Annotated in this window: 19 protein-coding genes; 12 read left to right on the plus strand and 7 right to left on the minus strand. The window is 41.2% G+C overall.

The window, feature by feature from the left end; all coding sequences use genetic code 11:
* Positions 1-109: 109 nt before the first annotated feature.
* Complete coding sequence (locus P162_RS07695; RefSeq protein ID WP_031426702.1) at positions 110-2353, minus strand: inorganic phosphate transporter; 2244 nt, start codon at positions 2351-2353, stop codon at positions 110-112.
* 270 nt (positions 2354-2623) lie between these two features.
* Here P162_RS07695 and P162_RS07700 point away from each other — a divergent pair, with 270 nt between their 5' ends.
* Entirely contained in the window at positions 2624-2989 is a 366-nt protein-coding gene (locus P162_RS07700; protein ID WP_031426703.1) for a toxin-antitoxin system YwqK family antitoxin, read from the plus strand.
* A gap of 75 nt (positions 2990-3064) precedes the next feature.
* Here P162_RS07700 and P162_RS07705 read toward each other — a convergent pair whose 3' ends face one another.
* Together P162_RS07705 and P162_RS07710 are read right to left on the minus strand one after the other, a co-directional pair.
* On the minus strand, positions 3065-3349 hold the full coding sequence (locus P162_RS07705) for a TIGR03643 family protein (RefSeq protein ID WP_031426704.1): 285 nt from the start codon (positions 3347-3349) through the stop codon (positions 3065-3067).
* Positions 3342-4292: an NAD-dependent epimerase/dehydratase family protein gene (locus tag P162_RS07710; protein ID WP_031426705.1), complete on the minus strand. Its 951-nt coding sequence runs from the start codon at positions 4290-4292 to the stop codon at positions 3342-3344. Before P162_RS07710 ends, P162_RS07705 begins: the two co-directional genes overlap by 8 nt.
* Positions 4293-4535: 243 nt before the next feature.
* Between P162_RS07710 and P162_RS07715 the strand changes: the two genes are divergently transcribed.
* The 8 genes from P162_RS07715 to P162_RS07750 all read left to right on the plus strand — a co-directional run bounded on the left by P162_RS07715 (position 4536) and on the right by P162_RS07750 (position 15284).
* Positions 4536-4982, plus strand: coding sequence for a hypothetical protein (locus tag P162_RS07715; protein ID WP_164076233.1), 447 nt, complete (start codon positions 4536-4538; stop codon positions 4980-4982).
* 135 nt (positions 4983-5117) lie between these two features.
* On the plus strand, positions 5118-5696 hold the full coding sequence (locus tag P162_RS07720) for a hypothetical protein (protein ID WP_031426708.1): 579 nt from the start codon (positions 5118-5120) through the stop codon (positions 5694-5696).
* A gap of 21 nt (positions 5697-5717) precedes the next feature.
* Positions 5718-6224 carry a nuclear transport factor 2 family protein gene (locus tag P162_RS07725; RefSeq protein WP_051907823.1) on the plus strand — a complete coding sequence of 169 codons (507 nt, stop codon included), beginning with the start codon at positions 5718-5720 and terminating at the stop codon, positions 6222-6224.
* A 46-nt stretch (positions 6225-6270) separates the two neighbouring features.
* The gene (locus P162_RS07730; protein WP_031426710.1) at positions 6271-8331 is read left to right on the plus strand and encodes a M13 family metallopeptidase; all 2061 of its coding nucleotides are present in this window, start codon (positions 6271-6273) and stop codon (positions 8329-8331) included.
* A 286-nt stretch (positions 8332-8617) separates the two neighbouring features.
* Complete coding sequence (locus P162_RS07735; protein ID WP_051907824.1) at positions 8618-11509, plus strand: WD40/YVTN/BNR-like repeat-containing protein; 2892 nt, start codon at positions 8618-8620, stop codon at positions 11507-11509.
* A 234-nt stretch (positions 11510-11743) separates the two neighbouring features.
* Positions 11744-12403 (plus strand): succinate dehydrogenase cytochrome b subunit, encoded by a 660-nt coding sequence (locus tag P162_RS07740; RefSeq protein ID WP_031426712.1) that lies wholly within the window; start codon positions 11744-11746, stop codon positions 12401-12403.
* A gap of 3 nt (positions 12404-12406) precedes the next feature.
* Positions 12407-14410 carry a fumarate reductase/succinate dehydrogenase flavoprotein subunit gene (locus tag P162_RS07745; protein WP_031426713.1) on the plus strand — a complete coding sequence of 668 codons (2004 nt, stop codon included), beginning with the start codon at positions 12407-12409 and terminating at the stop codon, positions 14408-14410.
* A 127-nt stretch (positions 14411-14537) separates the two neighbouring features.
* Positions 14538-15284 (plus strand): succinate dehydrogenase/fumarate reductase iron-sulfur subunit, encoded by a 747-nt coding sequence (locus P162_RS07750; protein ID WP_031426714.1) that lies wholly within the window; start codon positions 14538-14540, stop codon positions 15282-15284.
* Between the two features lie 67 nt (positions 15285-15351).
* Here P162_RS07750 and radA read toward each other — a convergent pair whose 3' ends face one another.
* The 4 genes from radA to panC form a co-directional block, all read right to left on the minus strand.
* Entirely contained in the window at positions 15352-16716 is a 1365-nt protein-coding gene (gene radA, locus P162_RS07755) for a DNA repair protein RadA (protein ID WP_031426715.1), read from the minus strand.
* A gap of 139 nt (positions 16717-16855) precedes the next feature.
* The gene (locus tag P162_RS07760) at positions 16856-17833 is read right to left on the minus strand and encodes a YbhN family protein (protein ID WP_031426716.1); all 978 of its coding nucleotides are present in this window, start codon (positions 17831-17833) and stop codon (positions 16856-16858) included.
* A gap of 1 nt (position 17834) precedes the next feature.
* A complete protein-coding gene (gene panD / locus P162_RS07765; protein ID WP_031426717.1) occupies positions 17835-18185 on the minus strand; it encodes an aspartate 1-decarboxylase in 351 nt (116 codons plus the stop codon).
* Between the two features lie 19 nt (positions 18186-18204).
* The gene (gene panC, locus P162_RS07770; protein ID WP_031426718.1) at positions 18205-19056 is read right to left on the minus strand and encodes a pantoate--beta-alanine ligase; all 852 of its coding nucleotides are present in this window, start codon (positions 19054-19056) and stop codon (positions 18205-18207) included.
* Between the two features lie 194 nt (positions 19057-19250).
* Here panC and P162_RS07775 point away from each other — a divergent pair, with 194 nt between their 5' ends.
* Genes P162_RS07775 through glmS form a run of 3 tightly spaced genes read left to right on the plus strand, consistent with a single transcriptional unit; the run spans position 19251 to position 23559 of the window.
* Positions 19251-20060, plus strand: coding sequence for a glycogen/starch synthase (locus tag P162_RS07775; RefSeq protein WP_031426719.1), 810 nt, complete (start codon positions 19251-19253; stop codon positions 20058-20060).
* Positions 20061-20076: 16 nt separating this feature from the next.
* Positions 20077-21705: a DUF4270 domain-containing protein gene (locus tag P162_RS07780; protein WP_164076234.1), complete on the plus strand. Its 1629-nt coding sequence runs from the start codon at positions 20077-20079 to the stop codon at positions 21703-21705.
* A 6-nt stretch (positions 21706-21711) separates the two neighbouring features.
* Positions 21712-23559 (plus strand): glutamine--fructose-6-phosphate transaminase (isomerizing), encoded by a 1848-nt coding sequence (gene glmS, locus P162_RS07785; protein ID WP_031426722.1) that lies wholly within the window; start codon positions 21712-21714, stop codon positions 23557-23559.
* The last annotated feature ends 101 nt before the right edge of the window (positions 23560-23660 follow it).

The raw sequence follows: 23660 nt of genomic DNA on the forward strand, positions 1-23660 counted from the left end.
CAGCGCTATTTTAAAGTATTTGAAACAAAAAGAAAAGCCCTTTACATCAGTTTCAAAATTTTGAATGCTGAAATAAAGGGCGCTGCTCATTTAGATTTTGAGTGAAAATCTATAGGTGATTTTTATGCTCTATATAATAATGCTCAAGCAGGTTCATGGTCGCCTTGATAAGATCTTCGGTTTCCTGAAGGAGATTGAAGTAAAGCAGGGTATTTTTAGGACTGCTATCGCTATTTCTGGTGCGCTCTATCTGTTTTGCGATCTTTGTACTTACCACATCAAGAAGTGCCTGTTTTTCTTCAATTATCGCAGGGATAGCGTCAAAATCCTTAGCCTTGAAAGTTTCCTCGATTTTTTTGAAAAGCTTGTCAAGCTTATGCTCAATTTCCTTAAGGTCTTTTAGCTGCGTGAATTTTAAGCCTTTGTGATTGTTGTTCAAGTGATTGTAACTGGCATTGGTCACAAAGTCAATGCTCTGGGTAACATCTTGAAGATAACCTAAAACGTCAATATAAAAGCGGCTCGCCTGCACATGGCTTTCATCGAGGTTTTTGATGAAGTAATAGAGGCTGTTGCGCAGTTCTTCCACTTCGGCATTGAGTTTAGTAATGCCCTTTCTGCTCTTTTTCAGTTTAGAAAGATCAACTTTTGCCAATCCTTCTATCGTTCCTGTATAAATCTTATTGCCCCTTTTAAAAGAAGAAGCAACATTAGAAGTGCTTTCATTGATAATGCCCTGTATAGAGCTGCTCACCGCCCGCATAAGCCTGCCTTCTTCGGCTTCTGCTTCAGAACGTTTTTTATGTTTAAGGTAATTACGAAGTAATATCGCAACGGCCATAGCAAATAAGATGAATAATGCCAACGCACCTCCATAATATAGTACTACCGCCATGATAGAAGCAGCGGTGAATGCTGAGATCGCGGTCATAAACCAGCCACCAATAACATTAAGTACACCAGCAACCCTATAAACTGCACTATCGCTGCCCCATGCTCGATCTGCAAGAGAAGTACCCATCGCTACCATGAAAGTAACATACGTAGTCGATAATGGAAGTTTTAAAGAAGTAGCCGAAGATATAAGTACACTTGCAATCATTAAGTTCACCGCTGCTCGTACGAGATCAAAAGCAGGCATATCTAAACTCGCCACCCTGGAGGTGGGCTCCTTTTTATTAAAGCGTCTTTCTATGGTTTTTTTTACGCTTCGTGGCAGGATCGCCATGAGTCCATAATTTAAATTGATCGCTCCACGCACCATACCTCTGGATACGGCGTTAGGCTTAAAGCGTTCGTTGCCCTCATCCTGACGGGAAAGATCTACGGAAGTTTTTACTACACGTCTTGCTTTTTTAGAAAACCATAAGGTGAGGATCATAACCGCGCCTGCACCAAGCAGCAATAAGGGCTGGGTAGGGACTTTTTCGGCGAGTACACCCATCGAGAATTCTGAGGCCGGCAAACCACTAGCTACCCAAAAATTATAGGATTGATAAGCGGCCATGGGAACACCTATAAAGTTTACAAGATCATTACCGGCAAAGGCCATTGCAAGTGCAAACGTACCTATCACAATCACCATCACATAAACGTTTACCTTGAATACCTTAGTAACGATATAAGAAATAGCGAACCAAAAGAAAATACTCAACATGATATATTGCCACACATTGGCATTGGCCCAGTCTAAGAATGCACCTTCCACAAAAGTAGCACTGCTCAATCCTTTTACAATTATAAAATAACTAATAGCTGCTGTGGCAAGTCCCCCAAATATAGCCGAAACCCACGCAGGTTGGTTATCAAAGTTAAAGGTAAGCAGTAGACGGGTGAGAAATTGCACCAGGGCACCCACGGAAAATGCGATAACCACCGAAACGAGAATGCCCACAATTATTTCTATGGCTTTATCAGAGTTGATATATTCCCCTATTTGTAGATAAGAATCGTCGTTTCCAGAAAGTTTTATAATGGTCACGCAAACTGCAGCGCCCAGCAACTCAAATACGATAGAAACTGTTGTTGATGTGGGAAGGCCTAGTGTATTGAAAAAGTCCAGTAATAAAATATCTGTGATCATCACCGCCATAAATATGACCATGATCTCATTGAAGTAGAATTGTTCTGGCACAAAAATACCCTTACGAGCCACTTCCATCATTCCGCTGGAAGAAAGCGCACCAAAGGCAATCCCTATACTGGCTACGGCCATAATGGTCTTAAAAGGAACCGCCTTAGAACCTATTGCCGAATTTAAAAAGTTTACTGCATCGTTGCTTACACCCACAACAAGATCTGCCACAGCAAGGATTGCCAGGGCGACAAGCATAATAACATAAATATTATCCATTAAACCTTTTTAAATGAGTGGGCAAATTTGGGATTTATTTAGCGTACCAATGTTATGCAAAGGTTATTACTGGATTGAAAAATACAAATTTCATAGGAGTTTTGTAGCGTAACCATCGCCATTATTGAACTTTTTACCGATAAATATTAAATCAACCCACTCGTTATCAGTATGTAATATCTTTAATGTTATCTAAATGTTACGTTAATGTTTCCTTATGTTTAAATAATTACTATATTTGTAAGGTAAAGATTAATAAAAATAGAAAAGATGAAAAATATACTTACAATCATGGCTTTGGTGGGAACTATGTTTCTTGCCAATGCGCAAGAAAAAATTAGCGGGGATTATGTGAAAGATGGTAATCTTATCAAAGCTACTTTATACCACGCTAATGGCGAAGTAAGCCAAAAGGGGTTTTACACAGAACAGGGCAAATTACAAGGAAAATGGATGAGCTTTGATCTGGAAGGTCGCAAAACTGCTGAAGCACATTATGATAATGGTGAAAAAACCGGTAAATGGTTTTTCTGGCAGGGTGATAATATCTTGAAAGAAGTGGATTACAGCAATTCTAAAATCGCTTCTGTAAGTACCTGGAAAATTCAGGGTGAACGTATGGTAAGTTCTAACTAGGACTTTTAAAAAAAATTTCAATAAAAAAGCCGTTGCTCTGCAACGGCTTTTTTGCATATTGTGATTTGCTAAATATTAGCGTTTTGAAATTTTATTCTGGGTAATATGCTTCTGTCTGGAACTTTTGAATGTTCCTTCATCAAAATTACGTTTAGCAGCATGTTTAGTATCCCTTCCCTGCACGCGCTCGCGCCACATCCTAAAACTTGAGGGTTTCATTTCCCTGCGCATCAATTCAATAACTTCCTGTTCTTTTAGTCCGAACTGAAATTCTATCGAATCAAAAGTCGTGCGATCTTCCCAGGCCATTTCTATGATACGATCTAGTTCGCGGGGCGTAAATTCTCTATCTTCAGCCATATTGCGGTTTTAAGTTTTTAAGCATGACACTCGTTATTTCATTGAGGTCAAAATTATGTTTCCATCCCCAGTCCTTCCTGGCTTGGGAATCATCAATGCTCTGCGGCCAGCTATCTGCGATTTCCTGTCTAAAATCAGGAGCATAGCTTATATCAAAATCAGGCATATGCTTGCGTATGCTCGCCGCCGAGGCTTCAGGATCAAAGCTGATCGCAGCGAGATTATAGGAAGATCGTATTTTTACATCAACATCATCAGCATCCATTATGCTAATGGTGGCGCGTATGGCATCTTCCATATACATCATGGGCAATACGGTATCTGCCTTTAAAAAACAGCGATAATGTTTGTGCTTTAATGCACGGTGGTAAATATCAACGGCATAATCTGTAGTTCCCCCTCCAGGTTCTGTTGTATAGCTAATTAGGCCAGGATAGCGTACGCTGCGTACATCTACACCGTATTTCTTATGGTAATATTCGCACCAGCGTTCTCCGGTTTGCTTTGAAATACCGTAAACGGTGGTGGGCTCCATTATGGTTTGTTGTGGGGTATCCTGTTTTGGGGTACTGGGGCCAAAAACCGCAATACTTGAAGGCCAGAACACTTTTTCAATTTTACCTTCTTTGGCAAGATTTAAGATGTTGAAGAGGGAATTCATGTTGAGGTCCCAAGCTTTTTTTGGAAAACGTTCTGCAACGGCACTTAACATGGCCGCCATAAGATACACAGTATCTACCTTGTGACGGTAAATTATATCTTCTATAGCCCTATAATCCATTGCATCTGCGATTTCAAAGGGGCCAGAAGCCATCAAAGCTTCGTTCCCATTGCGTATATCGCTTGCAATTACGCGTTCTGCACCAAAACGTTCCCTCAATGCTACTGTAAGTTCGGTGCCTATTTGACCACAGGCACCTATGATTAAAATCCTTCCATTCATGAACTGCAAATTTTTGTACAAAGATATTGTTTTTATAAGGATAAGCCTTTCCTGCCGTATCGTGATTCTAAATTGCGCTATCACTTTTGATTTTGACGTTATCACTTTAACAGCAAGTATTGTTAAAATTGGCAGTAGCACATGGTTGTGTTAAAAATCCGACAAACTTTGGGAGAGATTTAGGCTGTTTATTTGCCTTTTAATCAAGATTCGCTCTAAGTTTAGGCGATAATTTTTTGGCTTATGAAAATAGTTTGTATGGTGATGGTTGTATTGATTTTTACGTCCTGTGGACAAAACGTAAATTCAGATAATAAATTGATGCTCAATCCTACGGTTACAAGGCTGGGGGAAATTTCTGAAAGGGCGGTACGCCACTGGGATGCCTATAGGGATCTGGAAAATAACCTCAAACTTATTTATAGCACAAACTCCCTCAATGCAACTTCTTTTAGAGAACCTTTATTGAACAATATCAAAGCCATGGGGCGTCATATTCCCCAGTCCTTAAGAACAGCTTCGGTTCAAAAAAGCCTGAAAATCGTTGATAATCAGATCGTTTCTTTTTACCAGGAAGTTGGAGAAGATGAACTTAACCAACGTATTGTAGAACGTCATGTAGATAGCATCATGATCGCATTTGGCAAACTCAACCAGTGCCTTAACAGATGTCTGGTTCAAACCCACTGAACAATTTCGCTACTGCACACCACCATCTATTAAGAATGCTTCACAAAATGTAATCTACTGATGAATATCGCGATCCTATTAAAACGAAATCATAGCTGATAAATCCTTATTTTTGATCTTTTATAATCAAAAATTATGTCTTCCCTTTTCAAATATTGCAATCTCCTTTTATGCTGCATACTTCTGTATGGCTGCCAGGAAGAGGTAAAAATGGTCAAAGATCCTACTAAAGAAACGGACTCTTTAAAAATAAAAATTGCAGATAGCTTGAGAATGGATGTAGGCTTAAATGGTTCTATTGAAAAGAGAGTTCAGCAAATACCAGGATTTTCTACACTTGAGACCGCCTTACAGGGACTTCAGGGAGAAAGTATAGGAAGTGTAAAAATAGAAGCTGAAGAGTGGATAAACGCTACCAAAGAGTTACGGCTTGCCCTTCTTGACAGTGTCTCAAACCGCGCCATCAATGCCAGGATGACCTTACTGGTAACAAAAGCAAGTCTTTTAAAGCAGGAAGTAAGTAAAAGGATAGTTGACACTGTGCTAATCAGTAAAGAGGCGACAGAATTTTATGGTGCTTATCAAAACCTTGTCACGCAGTTGAATCTGGAATATGGAACCAGCGTGGATGATTTTTTAAAAGATTTCAAAGCGGAAAGTAAAAAAATCCGGGATGACGCACGCAAACAAAAAGCACTTCAAAACACCAATTAAATTAGTAAAAACCGACTTTTTATGACCAATTTCCGACCTTTTTTAGCGGTTTTTTTCCTCTTTTTGTGTTGTTTTTGTAACGCTCAGGAAAAAACCAGTACAGATCAGGACATCGCAAAAATGCTGGATGCATGGCATGACGCCGCAGCGCGTGCAGATTATGACGCTTATTTTGACCTAATGGCAAAAGACGCCATATTTATAGGTACAGATGCAGATGAAAATTGGCAGAATATGGAATTTAAAGCTTTTGCCAGGCCGTATTTTGATCGTGGCAAGGCCTGGTCATTTACGGCGCTGGAGCGGAATATCTATTCTTCCGAAAATCAGAATATTGCCTGGTTTGATGAACTTTTAGATACACAAATGGGAATCTGCCGTGGATCTGGTGTAGTCATCAAAATGGATAACACGTGGAAAATCAAACATTATGTACTCTCCATTACCGTACCTAATGAGCAGGTAGAAGCCCTAACTACGCTTAAAGAAGAACACGATAAGGATTTGATAGTGAAGCTAAAAGATTAAGCTTTCGATTTTATAAATACTAATACAACAAATGCAAATGCGAAAAATGAAAATACTAAAAAATACGTGTTTGATCATGGCGACCGCGGTCGCAGGTCTCACTTCATGTAAAAACGAGTCAGATAAGGACAAATCTGTAGCGGAAGTGCCCGGTATTCAGGTTAAACATATGGATACCACCATCAATCCCAAAACCGATTTTTACGACTATGTAAACGGAAACTGGATGAAAACCACCGAAATCCCTGCCGAAGAATCCACCTGGGGTGGTTTTAGCATTTTACGTAAAGAAACCCGTGACGATGTGCTAGCCATTTTAGATAGCGCGCAGCAAAACAATACGTATGCTGCCGGGACAGATCAGGCAAAGGCGTTAAATATTTTTGAATCCCAGTTAGATACTGTCGCACGTAACGAAGCCGGTACAAAACCGCTACAGCCCGCACTTGATGAACTTGCCCAGGTTCAAAATTTAGAGGATTTACAGTTGGTTTTAGCCAATAATATGGCGCTTCAGGCACCTTTTTATGGTTTTAGCGTATTTTCAAACCTCAGCAACAGTACTATGAATGCTGGCTATATAGGAACCGGTGGCCTGGGACTGCCCAACCGTGATTATTATCTGGATCAGGACAGCAAGTCTAAAGAAATACGGGGACAATATGTTGACCATATTACCCGCATGCTGCAATACTTGGGCGATGATGAAGCCAGCGCAAAAAAACAGGCTAATCTTATATTGGAACTTGAAACCCAACTGGCAAAACCACGCCTGGACAAAGTACAGCGCCGCGATACGCGTAATTTTAACAATCCGCGTAGCGTTGATGAACTTCAGAAAATGGTTCCTGCCATCAACTGGAAGTCCTACATCAGTGACCTGGGAATAACAAAAAATGTTGACACGCTCATTGTGACTGAACCTGCCTACATGAAGGAGTTGCAAAAGATACTTAAAAACACTTCTATTGAAGATTTAAAAACCCTTACCCGCTGGTCTACATTTAACAATGCAGCGAGCTATTTGACCACAGAACTTGAAACGGCCAACTGGGATTTTTATGAAAAAACGCTTAATGGTGTTCAAAAACAAAAACCTGCAGATGAACGTGCATTGGCGACTGTAGATAACGCCGTGGGTGAAGCTGTGGGTAAATTGTATGTGGATGAAAAATTTCCTGCGGAAGCTAAGGGAAAAGCAGAAAAAATGATCGCCAATATTAAAGATGCCTTTAAAGACCGCATCGAAAACCTGGAGTGGATGACTGATTCCACTAAAGTAAAAGCGATCGAAAAACTTAATAAATTCACCGTAAAAATTGGCTATCCAGATAAATGGGAAAATTATGCATCGCTTGATGTGGATGCAGATAAGAGCTTCTTTGAAAACATGATTGCGGTAAGCAAATGGAACAGGGAAGATAATTTAAGTGATTATGGTGAGCCGGTAGACAAATCTAAATGGGGCATGTCGCCGCAAACCGTAAATGCATATTTTAATCCATCATTCAACGAGATCGTTTTTCCAGCCGCAATATTGCAGCCTCCATTTTACAATTATCAGGCTGATGAAGCCGTGAATTATGGTGGCATTGGTGCAGTGATAGGACATGAGATTTCGCACGCCTTTGATGATAGTGGAGCACGTTTTGATGGTGATGGCAACCTTAAAAACTGGTGGAGTGATAAAGACCTGGAGAATTTCACCGCTAGGGGGGATGCCTTGGCACAACAGTACAGCGACATTGAAGTGGCAGACAGTCTTTATATAAACGGTAAGTTTACCTTAGGGGAAAATATAGGTGATTTAGGAGGTGTTCTTGCATCTTATGATGGGTTGCAAAAGTTTTATACCGAAAATGGAAAACCAGATAATATAGATGGTTTTACACCAGAACAGCGCTTTTTTATCTCCTGGGCAACGATATGGCGTACAAAAATGCGTGATGATGCCTTGCGCACGCGTATCAAGACAGATCCACATTCTCCAGGAATGTACCGCGCCTACGTGCCATTACAAAATGTTGATGCTTTTTACGAAGCGTTCAATATCAAGAAAGGCGATTCTATGTTTGTACCGCAGGAAGAGCGGGTTAGAATCTGGTAAGATTACCTGAAAATAACTATTCAAAAAGCCTGAAATATTGACTATTTCGGGCTTTTTTTATGTCCTTTTCTAGGCGATTTTAAACGCTATTTTTATGTTTAACCAGAATTTTTCCTCTTTTGCTTTTGAATATTAATGGCCTTTTAATGTTAGATAATGCTGATACCTGCACTTAAAATCCAGCAATTAAGGCAAAAAGAAAAATACAGGCATTTTGCTCATCGAATGCCAAAAACAGGTAATTTATCTTTAATTTGTACGTTTTTAGCAGCTAATCCACTCGTACATGAAATTCAAAGCATCCTTACTTCTACTCGCACTGTGCAGTTTTCCTTCCGTGAAAGCGCAGCAACCGGCCACTGCGGGAGAAACACTGCAAGAAGCAGTTACAAATCTTCAAAACAAAGCCGCTGCTTCCCTTGTACAAAATGTTCCGTTTAAAAATATAGGCCCCAGCATCATGAGCGGCCGTGTGGTAGACCTTGCCGTCAACCCAAAAAATTCGGCTGAATTTTATGTTGGTTATGCTTCTGGAGGGGTTTGGCATACTAAAAATAATGGAACCACCTTCACTCCCATTCTGGACAATGCGGCGACGCAAAATGTGGGGACGATCGCGGTTGACTGGTCGTCAAAAACCATTTGGGTAGGTACTGGCGAGAATAATGCCTCGCGATCATCTTACGCGGGCATTGGTATTTTAAAATCTACTGATGGCGGTAAAACCTGGGTAAATAAAGGCCTTACCGATGCACATCATTTTGGCCCTATCAGCATCAATCCCACAAATACCAGTGAGGTGACCGTTGCGGTTACCGGCCATTTGTATTCACCCAATCGTGAACGTGGAATTTATAAAACCACAGATGGCGGGGAAACCTGGGAAAAAACCCTTTTTGTGGGGGACCAGACTGGAATTATAGATCTGGTGCGCGCAAAGGACAATCCTCGTATTTTATTTGCCACAGCATGGCAAAAAGATCGAAAAGCATGGGATTTTGATGGTAGTGGTAAATATTCTGGGATTTATAAAAGTTCCGATAGCGGTACGACCTGGGATTTGATTTCTACCGAAAACAGTGATTTTCCAAATGGAGAGGGCGTGGGCCGCATTGGCCTTGCTGCCTATGATTCCAATACCATTTATGCTGTACTTGACAATCAAAATCACCGTAAACCGACAAAAAACACTAAAAAAGAGGGCTTAAATAGGGCCAATTTTGAAGATATTACCATGGATGCCTTTATGGATCTGGATGATAAAACCCTGGATGCCTTTCTACGGGATAATAATTTTGAGGACAAATATGACAGTAAATCTGTCAAAAACATGGTCAAATCAGGCACGATCAAACCTACAGATCTTGCGAAGTACCTGGAGGATGCAAACAATGCGCTTTTTGATACGCCGGTAATAGGCGCTGAGGTTTACCGCAGTGACAACGGCGGCATCAGCTGGAAAAAAATGAACGAGGATTTTATAGAAGACGTGTTTTACAGTTATGGTTATTATTTTGCATGGATTCGTGTTGACCCTTCTAACAAAAACAAGATTTACATAGGAGGTGTACCCATTATCAAGTCTGCAGACGCAGGAAAAACCTGGAAATCCATTGATGCGGAGAATGTACATTCTGACCACCACACCCTTTGGATAGATCCTAACCTGCCCGGCCACCTTATCAATGGCAACGATGGCGGTGTGAATATCACCTATGACGATGGCGCGACCTGGAGCAAAAACAATGCGGAAGCGCTGGGACAATTTTATGATATCGCGGTAGACAACCAGAAACCCTACAAAGTTTATGGCGGCCTTCAGGATAATGGTGTCTGGGTGGGCGATCATACCGCGACTAATGACAAAGGCTGGGAGTCTGACGGTGAATACCCCTGGAAAAGCATTATGGGTGGTGACGGTATGCAGGTACAGATAGATTCCCGAAATCCCGATATTGTTTACACCGGTTTTCAGTTTGGTAATTATTTCCGGCTGGATCGCGAGAAAGATACACAAACCTATATTCAGCCCAAGCATCAATTGGGCGAGTCACCTTACCGCTTCAACTGGGAAACGCCTATATTACTTTCCCCTCACAATCAGGATATTTTATATCTGGGTGCCAATAAACTCCTGCGTTCCTTTGATCAGGGCGCAACCTGGGAAGCCATTTCAGAAGACCTGACCCACGGTGCAAAAGAAGGCAATGTTGCTTACGGCACGCTTTCAAACATAAGCGAATCGCCGTTTCAATTCGGACTTATTTATACCGGTAGCGATGACGGAATCATACAGATCACTCAGGACGGTGGTGTCAATTGGGATATCTTATCTAAAGATCTTCCCGTAGATCTCTGGGTAAGCAGCGTAGTTGCTTCCCAGCATAAAAAAGAACGTGTTTATGCCACGTTAAACGGGTACCGATGGGATGATTTTACGCCCTATGTTTTTAAAAGTGATGACTACGGAAAAAACTGGGAGCCCATTGCAGAAGGATTACCGTTATCACCAGTAAATGTTATTATTGAAGATCCTGCAAAAGAAAACATCCTTTATCTGGGTACAGATAACGGTGCCTATATCTCCATGGATGCTGGCGTAACCTGGGAACTGTTCAGTAAAAACCTGCCACCAGTGGCCGTACATGACCTGGCTGTTCAGCAGGAGGAAAAAGACCTGCTCGTTGCAACCCATGGCCGAAGTATTTACCTTGCAGATATAGAACCCTTTCAGGCTACAACAAACCTAAGTTCCCTACAGTTTTTCGAGCCTAAGGAAGTGCAATTTTCTTCGCGATGGGGAAGCAAGCGCACCTGGGGAAAACCGAATATTCCAAAGACGGAATTGGTATTTCTATCCCCAGAAAAAGGAGAGGCCACGATTACCCTTCGATCTGCAAATGACAAGGAAATCAAGCAATGGAGAGTTGCGGCGGTAACAGGCTATAATTACATCAATTATGATCTTTCTATCCCCGAGAATGGCAAAAAAACCCTTGAAAACGGCAAAAAAGAGCTGGAAATCACAAAAGCGGACGATACTAAATATTATTTGCCAGCGGGCAACTATAACCTTACGATTTCCATCAATGGGAAATTCTCTAAAACCAAGCTGATCATCAAAGAAAATTCCACCACAAATCGCTATTCTGCACCTGATCCTGAAACAGAAGACTAGTTTTTAATCCAATACGTTTAGCTCTATCTTAGAAGCATACGCAAAGAGGTCTCTTTAGCGCATTCTATTTTTAGTGGTTTTGTTTAGAAATAAGCCTATTCCGCAAGCGATTGCGCGTATGGGCTTAAACAATCCTGTTCCTTATTTATACCCATTCCAAAAGGGGCGGTAAAGTTTGTAAAACAGGCTTCTGAGCCGTATTTTTGTATCCATAAATTAAAAACACTTATTTAAATGGGAATCATTTCCTCTTCTGTAGCCAGAAAGTTCTCAATGGCGCTTTCAGCCTTGTTCCTTATCGTTTTTCTGACCCAGCATTTCACAATTAACGTGACATCAACATTCAGTCCGGAAACTTTTAATTCCTGGTCACATTTTATGGGTACTAACGTACTTGTACAAGCTGTACTGCAACCCATTCTAATATTTGCGGTTGTTTTTCACTTTATAATGGGTTTTATACTTGAATATAGAAACCGCAATGCGAGGGGCGTAAAATATGTAAGCTTTAAGGGAAATAAAAACTCTACCTGGGTATCGCGTAACATGCTTATTTCAGGATTGGTAATTCTTGCTTTTCTTGGACTTCACTTTTATGATTTCTGGATTCCCGAAATTATACACAAATATATAGAAGGGCAACCCAACAATGAAGCAGAACGTTATTACCCTGAGCTGGTTGCAAAATTTGCAAGTCCGGTACGCACAGGGCTTTATTGCCTTGCATTTGTATTGCTGGCCATGCACCTATGGCATGGTTTTTCATCTACTTTTCAATCGGTAGGCTTCAACAATAAATACTCGAAAGGCCTAAGAACAGCTACGTTGGTTTATGCCGTAGCAATCCCTGCGGGATTTGTATTCATAGCCATTTACCTTCACTTTCAAAATTAAATTATGTCCATACTAAAATCACCTATGCCCGAAGGGCCACTTAAAGATAAGTGGACACAACATAAAAATGACATTAACCTGGTAAACCCGGCCAACAAGCGTAATATTGATATTATTGTTGTGGGTACCGGTCTTGCCGGTGGCAGTGCCGCGGCTACACTCGCCGAACTGGGCTATAACGTAAAAACATTTTGCTATCAGGATTCACCACGCCGTGCGCACTCTATCGCTGCACAGGGAGGGATAAACGCTGCAAAAAATTACCAGGGGGACGGGGATTCAAACTACCGCTTGTTTTACGATACCGTAAAAGGTGGCGATTACCGTTCACGTGAAGAAAACGTTTACCGCCTGGCGGAAGTTTCTTCAAATATTATAGATCAGTGCGTGGCACAGGGAGTTCCTTTTGCCCGTGAATATGGTGGCTTGCTTGATAACCGCTCCTTTGGCGGTGTGCTTGTTTCCCGTACGTTCTACGCTAAAGGTCAGACTGGCCAGCAATTGTTACTTGGTGCCTATTCTGCAATGAACCGCCAGATCAACCGTGGTAAAATCCAATCGTTTAACCGTCACGAAATGCTAGACCTTGTGCTTGTAGACGGAAAGGCGCGTGGTATTATCGCACGGGATCTTGTAAGCGGTGAGATAGAAAGACATTCTGCTCACGCCGTGGTTATCGCTTCCGGTGGATATGGTAACGTGTTTTTTCTTTCCACCAACGCAATGGGAAGTAATGTAATGGCCGCCTGGCGTACACACCGCCGTGGAGCTTATTTTGCAAATCCATGCTATACGCAGATTCACCCTACCTGTATTCCGGTTTCCGGTGAACATCAGTCTAAATTAACATTGATGTCTGAATCCCTTCGGAACGATGGCCGCATTTGGGTTCCCAAGAAGAAAGAAGATGCAGAAGCGGTTCGTTCTGGAAAGCTTAAACCCACCGAAATTAAAGAAGAAGACCGTGACTATTACCTGGAGCGTCGTTATCCTGCTTTTGGTAACCTGGTCCCTCGGGATGTGGCCTCAAGGGCTGCTAAAGAGCGATGCGATGCCGGTTATGGAGTAAATAAAACGGGTGAAGCTGTTTATCTTGATTTTGACAGCGCTTTCATGCGCTACGGAAAAGAAAAAGCCTTTAGTTCTGGTATGGACGATGCTACCGATGCGGAGATAAGGGCTCTTGGAGAAGCTGAAGTGGAAGCCAAATATGGTAACCTCTTCCAGATGTATGAGAAAATCGTAGATCAAAATCCATATAAAACCCCAATGATGATTTATCCTGCGGTACATTATACCATGGGAGGGCTTTGGGTAGATTATAACCTGCAGACCACCATCCCCGGTTGTTATGCAGCCGGTGAAGCAAATTTCTCAGACCACGGTGCAAACCGCTTAGGTGCCTCTGCACTCATGCAGGGATTAGCAGATGGTTATTTTGTGCTTCCCTACACCATAGGCGATTATCTTTCTCATGACATTCGTACGGGAACCATACCTACTGATTCGCCTGAATTTGACCAGACCGAAAAAGATGTCCGCGCCCGTATCGATAAATTGATGAATGGCAGCGGAAAGCATTCCGTAGATCATTACCATAAAATATTGGGTAAGATCATGTGGAACAAATGCGGTATGAGCCGTAATGCCACGGAACTACAGGAAGCGATGGATGAAATTTCCGCATTGAGGAAGGATTTCTGGAAAAATGTACGTGTACCAGGAACCGCCGACTCAAAAAATGCCGAACTTGAAAAAGCAGGCCGCGTAGCTGATTTCCTAGAACTGGGAGAACTTTTTGCAAAAGACGCGTTGACGCGTAATGAATCTTGCGGTGGTCACTTTAGGGAAGAATATCAAACCGAAGAAGGCGAGGCCTTGCGTGATGATGAGAACTTCTCTTTTGTATCTGCATGGGAGTATAATGTTGACCCACGTAATTCACAGTTGCACAAAGAAGAGCTCACCTTTGAGAACATCGAGGTGAAAACAAGAAGTTATAAGTAATTAATTTGCTGATGATTTTGGATCTTATAGGTAGCATATATAACTACTTAACAAGACCAAAATTGGCGAAATGAAAAGAATATAAGTCCGGTTGCAGATTATACTGGATGAAAAAATAAAACAAGCTATGAAACTCACATTAGAAATATGGCGTCAGGATGGCCCCAAAGCAAAAGGAGGCATGAAAACGTATCCCATTGATGGTATTGACGGGGACATGTCGTTTCTTGAAATGCTTGACGTTCTCAACGAAGAATTGATCAATAAGGGAGAAATTCCCGTAGAATTTGACCACGATTGTAGGGAAGGCATCTGTGGAAGCTGTGATTTGCAAATCAATGGTGAGCCTCACGGTCCAGACCGCATGGTAACCACCTGCCAGTTGCACATGCGCAAGTTTAAGGATGGTGATACGATCGTGATTGAGCCTTTTAGGGCAAAAGCATTTCCAGTGATCAAAGATCTTATTGTAGATCGTTCAGCTTTTGACCGTATTCAACAGGCGGGTGGTTATATTTCGGTAAATACCTCAGGGAATACCGTTGATGCTAATGCAACACCTATTGAGAAAGAAAAAGCAGATGAATCCTTCTATGCAGCAACTTGTATAGGTTGTGGCGCCTGCGTGGCAGCCTGTAAAAATGCAAGTGCCATGCTTTTTACCTCTGCAAAAGTATCTCAGTTTGCATTATTGCCGCAAGGTGAAGTAGAAGCCGCTGAGCGTGTTAAAAACATGGTATATCAAATGGATCTTGAAGGTTTTGGTAACTGTACCAATACCGGAGCCTGCGAAATAGAATGTCCCAAAGGAATTTCCCTTGAAAATATTGCCCGGATGAACCGAGAATATATGGGCGCTGTTTCCGAAGGATAATTTCAATACGAATTATTTAAAAAAACCCTCTCTGATCAAAACCAGAGAGGTTTTTTTTTATTTTGAATTACGCCATAACCCATTCCACAACATCGTTCATCTTTGCAACCCGAATGATTTTAATAGCATAATTCTGCTTGGGTACTTTGCAGTATTTGGAGATCATAATATGTTCAAAACCCAGCTTTTCTGCTTCCAGAATGCGCTGCTCCACACGGGGGACAGGCCGAATTTCTCCAGCAAGTCCTACTTCTGCAGCAAAGCAGATAGTCTTTGGGATGGCCATATCTTCGTTACTGGAAAGTATCGCAGCGACCACAGCGAGGTCAATCGCAGGATCATCAACAGATATACCGCCGGTTATGTTTAAAAAAACATCTTTGGCTCCCAAGCGAAAACCCGCACGCTTTTCAAGCACGGCCAGTAGCATATTAAGGCGTTTCGCGTTATAACCCGTCGCACTACGTTGTGGCGTGCCATAAACGGCGGTACTTACCAGCGCCTGGATTTCTATCATTAGCGGACGCATACCTTCCAGCGTTGCCGCGATGGCAGTCCCGCTGAGTTCTTCATCATTTTTGGAGATCAATATCTCTGAAGGATTGGAAACTTCACGCAAACCGCTGCCCTGCATTTCATAAATGCCCAACTCATGCGTGGAACCAAACCTGTTTTTATGCGCTCGTAAAATCCGGTAGACATGGTTGCGGTCGCCTTCAAATTGCAAAACGGTATCTACCATGTGCTCTAAAATCTTGGGGCCAGCTATGGTTCCATCTTTTGTAATATGTCCTATAAGGATGACCGGCGTGGAGGTTTCCTTTGCAAATTTTATGAGTTCGCTGGTGGTTTCCCGTATCTGGGAAATACTACCGGCGCTGCTCTCTATATAATCAGAATGCAAGGTTTGTATAGAATCGATTACGACGATATTAGGCTCGGTCGCTTCGATCTGTTTAAAGATATTCTGGGTTTTGGTTTCCGTAAGGATAAGGCAATTTTCGGCATTGGGGTTGATTCGTTGTGCCCGCATTTTTATCTGCTGCGCGCTTTCTTCCCCAGAAACGTAGAGCGTTTTATAGGGCAGCGTGAGGGCGATTTGCAGCATGAGAGTACTTTTCCCTATGCCCGGTTCGCCGCCCAACAGCGTGAGAGATCCCGGCACCAGTCCGCCGCCCAAAACCCGGTTGAGTTCGCCGTTGTTTGTATTCATTCGGGCTTCGGCAATCGTGGAAATTTCGTTGATTTTCTGCGGTTTGGCTACGCGTTTTGTAGACGCTGCTGCAGATTGTTTCCAGTTGCTCTTTTCTTCTTTCTGAATTACTTCTTCCGCAATGGTATTCCACTCTTTGCACGCCGTGCATTGTCCTTGCCATTTAGAATATTGCGCACCACAATTTTGACAGAAATAGGTTGTTTTTGTCTTTGCCATAATTCAATTGAAAATTAGTCTTCACTCCTCCCCACCCAAAAGGGAAGGTAAACCGATTCGGTCAACTTGAAATTGTTTCAGATTCTCATCAGAAATATTCAGAGGTTAAAATTTAATTCAAAATAACGGATTGAAAGTTTTATTTTTTAGCTCTTCTATTATTATAAATGGGAAGCAGGATAAAAGAAAGAGCCCCAAGCACGATAACCAATAAAGTTTGCGCTCCCCAAAGAATCCAGCCGAAAGCTTCACCAGAGGCCTTACTGATATCAAAAACCATCAACAGCGCGCCAATGGCAACGGGATACACACCTATACCGCCATTTGTGGCGGAAATACTGAAAGAACCTACCACAAAAGCGGCCAAAATAACACCTATACTGGCGTTTTCCAGTTCTGGAACGGTAAATTTAATCACCCAAAACATCAAAACATACATTACCCAGATAAAAACAGTGTGGAAAATAAAGGCCGCTTTGTGCTTCATCTTCAGGATGCTTTTCATTCCTTCCAGGAGTCCGCTCACAAATGTTCGCACTTTTACGATAAACGTGTTTTTTGACGTTTGTAGTACTTTAAAAAAACCGAATAAGAGCAAAAGCAGAATAGCCAATACCCCAACGGTTATCAAAGGGTTGATATTTTTAGATTCCAAATATCCCAATAGATCATCACTTTGAAAAAGAAGCGCAAGCGCGACCACCAGCAGGAGCATGATAAGATCTGCGATACGTTCTGAAATTATAGTACCAAAGGCTTTTTCAAAAGGGACTTTCTCATAGGTTGTAAGTGTCGCCCCCCGCAACACTTCGCCTGATCTGGGAATGCCCAGATTTGCCAAATAGGCAACCATAACCGCCATAAAACGATTTGCAAAAGTAGGATGAAATCCTAACGGTTCAAGCATAAATTGCCAGCGGTAGGCACGTGAAAGATGACTGAGAATCCCCAGGATTAAGGACAATATTATCCAGCCTGGTTCAACATTTACTATATTTTCCCAAAGCGTTGCCCTTTGTTCCGGCGTGGCCGAAGCCAGCGAATACCAGATCAAAAAAAGACCCAGGCCAAGGGGAATAATGGTTTTTAGTACTTTTATGAACGCTTTACGGGACACCCTATTTCAGAAGGTTGGTGTGTTCATCTGGGAAAACGAGCGTAGGTTTGAATTGTTTTGCTTCTTCTACTTCCATAAAAGCATAAACGATTAAGATAAGCATGTCGCCTTTTGCTACTTTACGTGCGGCAGCACCGTTCAGTGTAATTTCCCCACTGTTGCGTGGACCGGGGATGGCATAGGTTTCCAGACGTTCACCATTTGTGATGTTCACGATCTGTACGCGCTCGCCCTCAATGATGTTTGCAGCTTCCATAAGATCTTCATCTATGGTAATGCTGCCTATATAGTGCAGTTCTGCCCCAGTGACCTTTACCCGGTGTATTTTTGATTTTACTACGTTGACTAACATAAGTGCAAAGTTACGGTTTTTAAGTAAGGGAAAGGGTGTCGATCAAGCGTATATCTCCTGCAAAAACAGCTATAAAAGCTCTAAAATCCCCCGATTTTGATCCGTTTTTTGCGGGTTTTAAGGTGTTTTGATCTGCTATTTCAAAATATTCCAGTTTCAAAAGCTCATGCGCAGCGAAGGCTTCTTCAACCCACTGTTTTAGTTGGTCGATTGACTTTTCATTAAAATCTTCCCGTACCTGCTTTAAGATTTTATAAATAAAAGGTGCCGCTTCTGTATGTTCTGGAGTCAGACGAACATTACGGGAACTCTGGGCGAGACCGTCCTCATTTCTGTTAATGGGAGCACCTATGATTTCTACCGGGATTTGTTCTATCGCTACCAACTTTTTGATTATCTGCAACTGCTGAAAGTCTTTCTCACCAAAAAAGGCTTTATCTGGTTTGACAATTTCGAACAAATGACTCAAAACGGTGCCTACACCTTCAAAATGACCGGGACGGAAAGCACCTTCCATCACTTTATCAAGACCTTCAAAATCGTAGACTTTGCTTTTCACCTCTTCGCCGTAAACTTCTTCTGGTTCTGGGGTGAAAACAATAACTTTTTCGCCGTAAGGCTTAAGGATAGCAAGATCTTTTTCCAGGGTTCTGGGGTAATGCTCCAGATCTTCCTTATTATTAAACTGGGTAGGATTCACAAAAATACTTACGACAACTGTGTCGCACTGATGCGAAAAAGCAAAGTCAATAAGGCTGATATGCCCAGCGTGCAAGGCACCCATAGTAGGTACAAAGCCTACGATCTTACCAGATTTGCGGAGGTTTGCAACGGCCCTTGAAATCTCGAGTCTTTTAAAATAACCTTTCATCGCTTAAATTTAACAGGGCGCAAACTTACTATATTACTGGCAATCTGCATAAAATTTAGTAATTTTGCATGTTTTTTAGCCTTAATAATAATATGAAGAGTGGTTTTGTTAAAATGCCAATAGGCTTTTATAGAACGGATCAAACAATCAACTTTTAGGTAAAGGCTGACACTCTTGCCATAAATAAACAATCTATGAAAGATAAGAGGATATTATACGTATCATCTGAAGTTATACCCTATTTACCAGAAACTGAAATTGCATCAATGTCTTTTGATGCACCTCAAATGGTAAACAGTAAGGGCGGGCAGATCAGGATTTTTATGCCCCGTTATGGTAATATTAATGAACGCAGGCATCAACTTCATGAAGTTATCAGGTTATCTGGGATGAATCTTGTCATTAATGATTTTGACATGCCCCTAATCATCAAAGTGGCGTCAATCCCTAAAGAACGTATACAGGTCTATTTTATAGATAATGAAGAATACTTTAAGCGGAAAGCAACTTTTACTGACGAAGATGGAAATTTGTTTAAAGATAACGATGAACGCGCCATATTCTTTGCAAAAGGTGTGGTCGAAACCGTAAAAAAATTAAATTGGGCGCCAGATATTATTCACGTACATGGCTGGCTGGCTTCTTTGTTGCCGCTCTATTTGAAAAAATATTATGCGAGCGAACCGCTCTTTAAAGAAAGCAAAATTGTCATGTCTGTATACAATTCTGGTTTCAATGGTACGTTAAATGAGGAACTTATCGATAAGATCGCGTTTGATGGTATTGATAAAAAGGAAATCGATGAGCTTAAAAAACCCACATATGAAAATCTGATGAAAGTGGCAATAGACCATGCAGATGCTGCCATAATAGGCTCTCAGGATACTCCAGAAGAGTTGATAAATTATTTGAACACCACAAAAATACCGGTGCTTCCCTATAAAAGGAAAGAAGAATTCGCTCAGGCTTATGAGGAATTCTACACAAAAAAGGTATTAGCTTAAAAACATGTTGAAATTGTTGAAAACCACATATTACAAAGCCGTTTTTCTGGCATTTATAAGTATTTTTATATATAGCTGTCAAGATGATTACCTGGAAATAGGAAGCAACCTTGTAGATAATGTAAGTTATAAAGGGGATAGTCTTAAACTTCCAGTTATCTCTTATAACCAATCCTTCTTTAACGATGCAGGCGTTCAGACCAGTGGATTGAGTTCTGGTGCCCTGGGCATTTATAAAGATCCTGTTTATGGTAATACCATAGCTTCAACTCTATCTCAATTAGCGATTAGCCCTGCAAATCCCACGGTGGGTGAGAATGCTGAAATAGATAATATAGTGGTAAGCATCCCATATTATAGTACTGCCGTAGGAGCAACAGAAGCTGGTGGGACAGAGTATCGCCTGGATTCCGTTTACGGCAATGCTGCAATGAACATTAGAGCTTATAGATCCAACTATTTTCTAAGCGATAATGACCCACAGGATATTTCAGAATCAGCTATTTATTATAGCAACCAACTCAAGCAATTCACGGGAATACGCGGGGATCTTCTCTTTTCTATAAATAATGTAAAACCCTCTAAAGAAGAAATTGTTACGACAATTGTCCCTGATTCTACCGCTGCAGATACAACGGCAACTGTAAATAGATCGCAACCAGCATTGCGCTATGAACTTAATGCCGAAGAAATTGCTTACTTTAAATCGGCAATTCTAGACCAGGCTGGAAAGGATGTGCTTTTTAACCAGAATAGTTTTAAAAACTATTTTAGGGGACTTTATTTAGAAGCAGAACCTATTAACGATGATGGTTCCTATTTTCTATTTGACCGTTCTGGGTCACAGATTCAAATTTCATACACCGCAGACGGTAGTGGTGAATCGCGGGTACAGTCAAGTATAACACTTTCCCTTAGCCCATCTTCGGGTGCGATAGGAGTAGTGGGCTATGATAACAATTTTAAACCTGAAATTATAAGTCAAGTTACAAATGCTGATCCTATTGCAGGTGACGAAAACTTATTTTTGAAAGGTGGTCAGGGAAGTATGGCAGTTATAGACCTTTTTGGCGAAGATGCTGATGGCGATGGGATACCAGAAAGATTAGAGGAATTGCGTGCCGGATCTCAAAAGCTCATCAGGGAGGCAAACCTTACTTTTTATGTGGATCAACAAAAAATAAATCAGTTGGGCGGTTCTGCAAAAAATGCACCATTACGTATCTATATCTACGATCTAGAAACAAATCAACCTCTGGAAGATTATGTGAACGATGCTCAAAGAAATACACAAACAGGAGCTATTTTAGGAGTTGGAACAAGTCATTTGAGCCCTTTGGAAACAGATGCTGATGGTAATGGAGTTCGATATACCATTAGAATAACAGATCATATTAAAAACCTGCTTAATCCTGAAAACGAATCACCTAGCACAAAACTAGGTGTCGTGGTAGCCCAAAATTTATTAAATTTGGGCGTTGCAACTGGAGCAATCCAGAATACAGGCGCAACCCTGGTACCCAAGCGTTTGCCAATAACTTCTATCTTATCACAAGAAGGCATCATTTTATATGGTAATGCAAGTACAGATGCAAGTAAGAGATTATCTCTTAAATTATATTTTATAGAAACCCCTAATCAATAATAAATTATGTGCGGAATTGTAGGTTATATCGGAAAAAGGGATGCTTATCCCATTATTATAAAAGGTTTACAACGTCTGGAATATCGTGGATACGATAGTGCCGGCGTTGCTCTTTACAATGACAATGAAATTCATCTTTGTAAAACAAAAGGAAAGGTATCTGATCTGAAGGAAAAGGCAAAAACGGATATTTCCACAGAAGGAAAGTTAGGCATAGGCCACACGAGATGGGCTACACATGGTGTTCCCAATGATGTGAATTCGCATCCTCATTATTCTAACTCCGGTGATCTGGTAATTATCCACAATGGGATTATCGAAAACTACGAGTCCATTAAAAAAGAACTTAAGAATAGAGGGTATACTTTTAAATCTGATACAGATACAGAGGTTTTGGTTAACCTAATAGAGGATGTACAGAAAAACGAAGACGTTAAACTTGGTAAAGCCGTTCAGATTGCGCTTAACCAAACTGTAGGTGCTTATGCGATAGCTGTTTTTAGCCGTAAAAAACCTAAAGAAATCATAGTTGCACGTTTAGGTAGCCCTCTTGCTATTGGTGTAGGTGAAGATGAGTACTTTATCGCTTCAGATGCTTCTCCATTTATTGAATATACTTCAAATGCAATTTATTTAGAAGATGGAGAGATGGCTGTAGTGCGTACGCACAAACCTCTCAAAATCCTTAAAATTAAAGATGATAGTCTTGTAGCTCCTTACATTCAGGAACTACAGCTTAATTTAGAGCAAATTGAAAAAGGCGGTTATGAGCACTTTATGCTCAAGGAAATCTTTGAACAGCCACAGGCCATTAAAGATACCTTTAGAGGTAGAATGTTAGAAAAGGAAGGCATGATCAAAATGGCCGGAATGGATGAGCACATGAATAAGTTCCTAAATGCAAAACGTATCGTTATTGTTGCGTGTGGAACTTCATGGCACGCCGGTCTTGTAGCTGAATATATTTTTGAAGAGCTCGTGCGTCTGCCGGTAGAAGTGGAATATGCTTCAGAATTTAGGTACCGTAATCCCGTTTTAGAAAAAGACGATGTTGTTATTGCAATTTCTCAAAGTGGGGAAACCGCAGATACGATGGCGGCAATGAAACTGGCCAAAGAAAACGGGGCATTTGTTTTTGGTGTCTGTAATGTGGTAGGGTCTTCTATTTCACGCGAAGCTGATGCTGGTGCTTACACCCATGCTGGTCCAGAAATAGGTGTTGCTTCCACAAAAGCATTTACGACCCAGATTACTGTTTTAACGCTTATTGCGCTTAAAATGGCGTATGAAAAGGGTAAAATTTCCAAATCAGATTTTCATATGCACCTTCAGGAGCTGGATCGCATTCCTGAAAAAGTAGAAAAAGCGCTTAAATACAATGATCACATTGAAAAAGTTGCAGATAAGTTCAAAGACGCGCCTAACTTCCTTTATCTGGGAAGGGGATTCAATTTCCCGGTGGCATTAGAAGGTGCACTTAAACTAAAAGAGATCTCTTATATACATGCAGAAGGATATCCAGCTGCAGAAATGAAGCACGGTCCCATCGCCCTCATTGATGAGCAAATGCCCGTTCTCGTAATTGCCACCCGAAAGGGACATTATGAAAAGATCATTAGCAATATACAGGAGATAAAATCGCGTAAAGGTAAAATTATCGCCGTTGTGACCGAGGGTGACGAACAGGTAAAAGATCTTGCAGATTATGTAATCGAAGTTCCAGAAACAATGGACAGCATGTCCCCTTTGCTTACAACAATCCCTTTACAGCTACTTTCTTATCATATTGCCGTCTTGTTAGGCAAAAATGTAGATCAACCCAGAAACCTTGCGAAAGCGGTTACTGTAGAATAGTAAGACAAATTTATTCAAATAATTAAAACCCTCCTCAATCTACTATTGAGAAGGGTTTTTTATTTGGAAAGTATAGCGTAAAAAATATGAAAATTAGATAG

The organism is Flavimarina sp. Hel_I_48, from assembly GCF_000733945.1.
Classification (GTDB): Bacteria; Bacteroidota; Bacteroidia; order Flavobacteriales; family Flavobacteriaceae; genus Leeuwenhoekiella.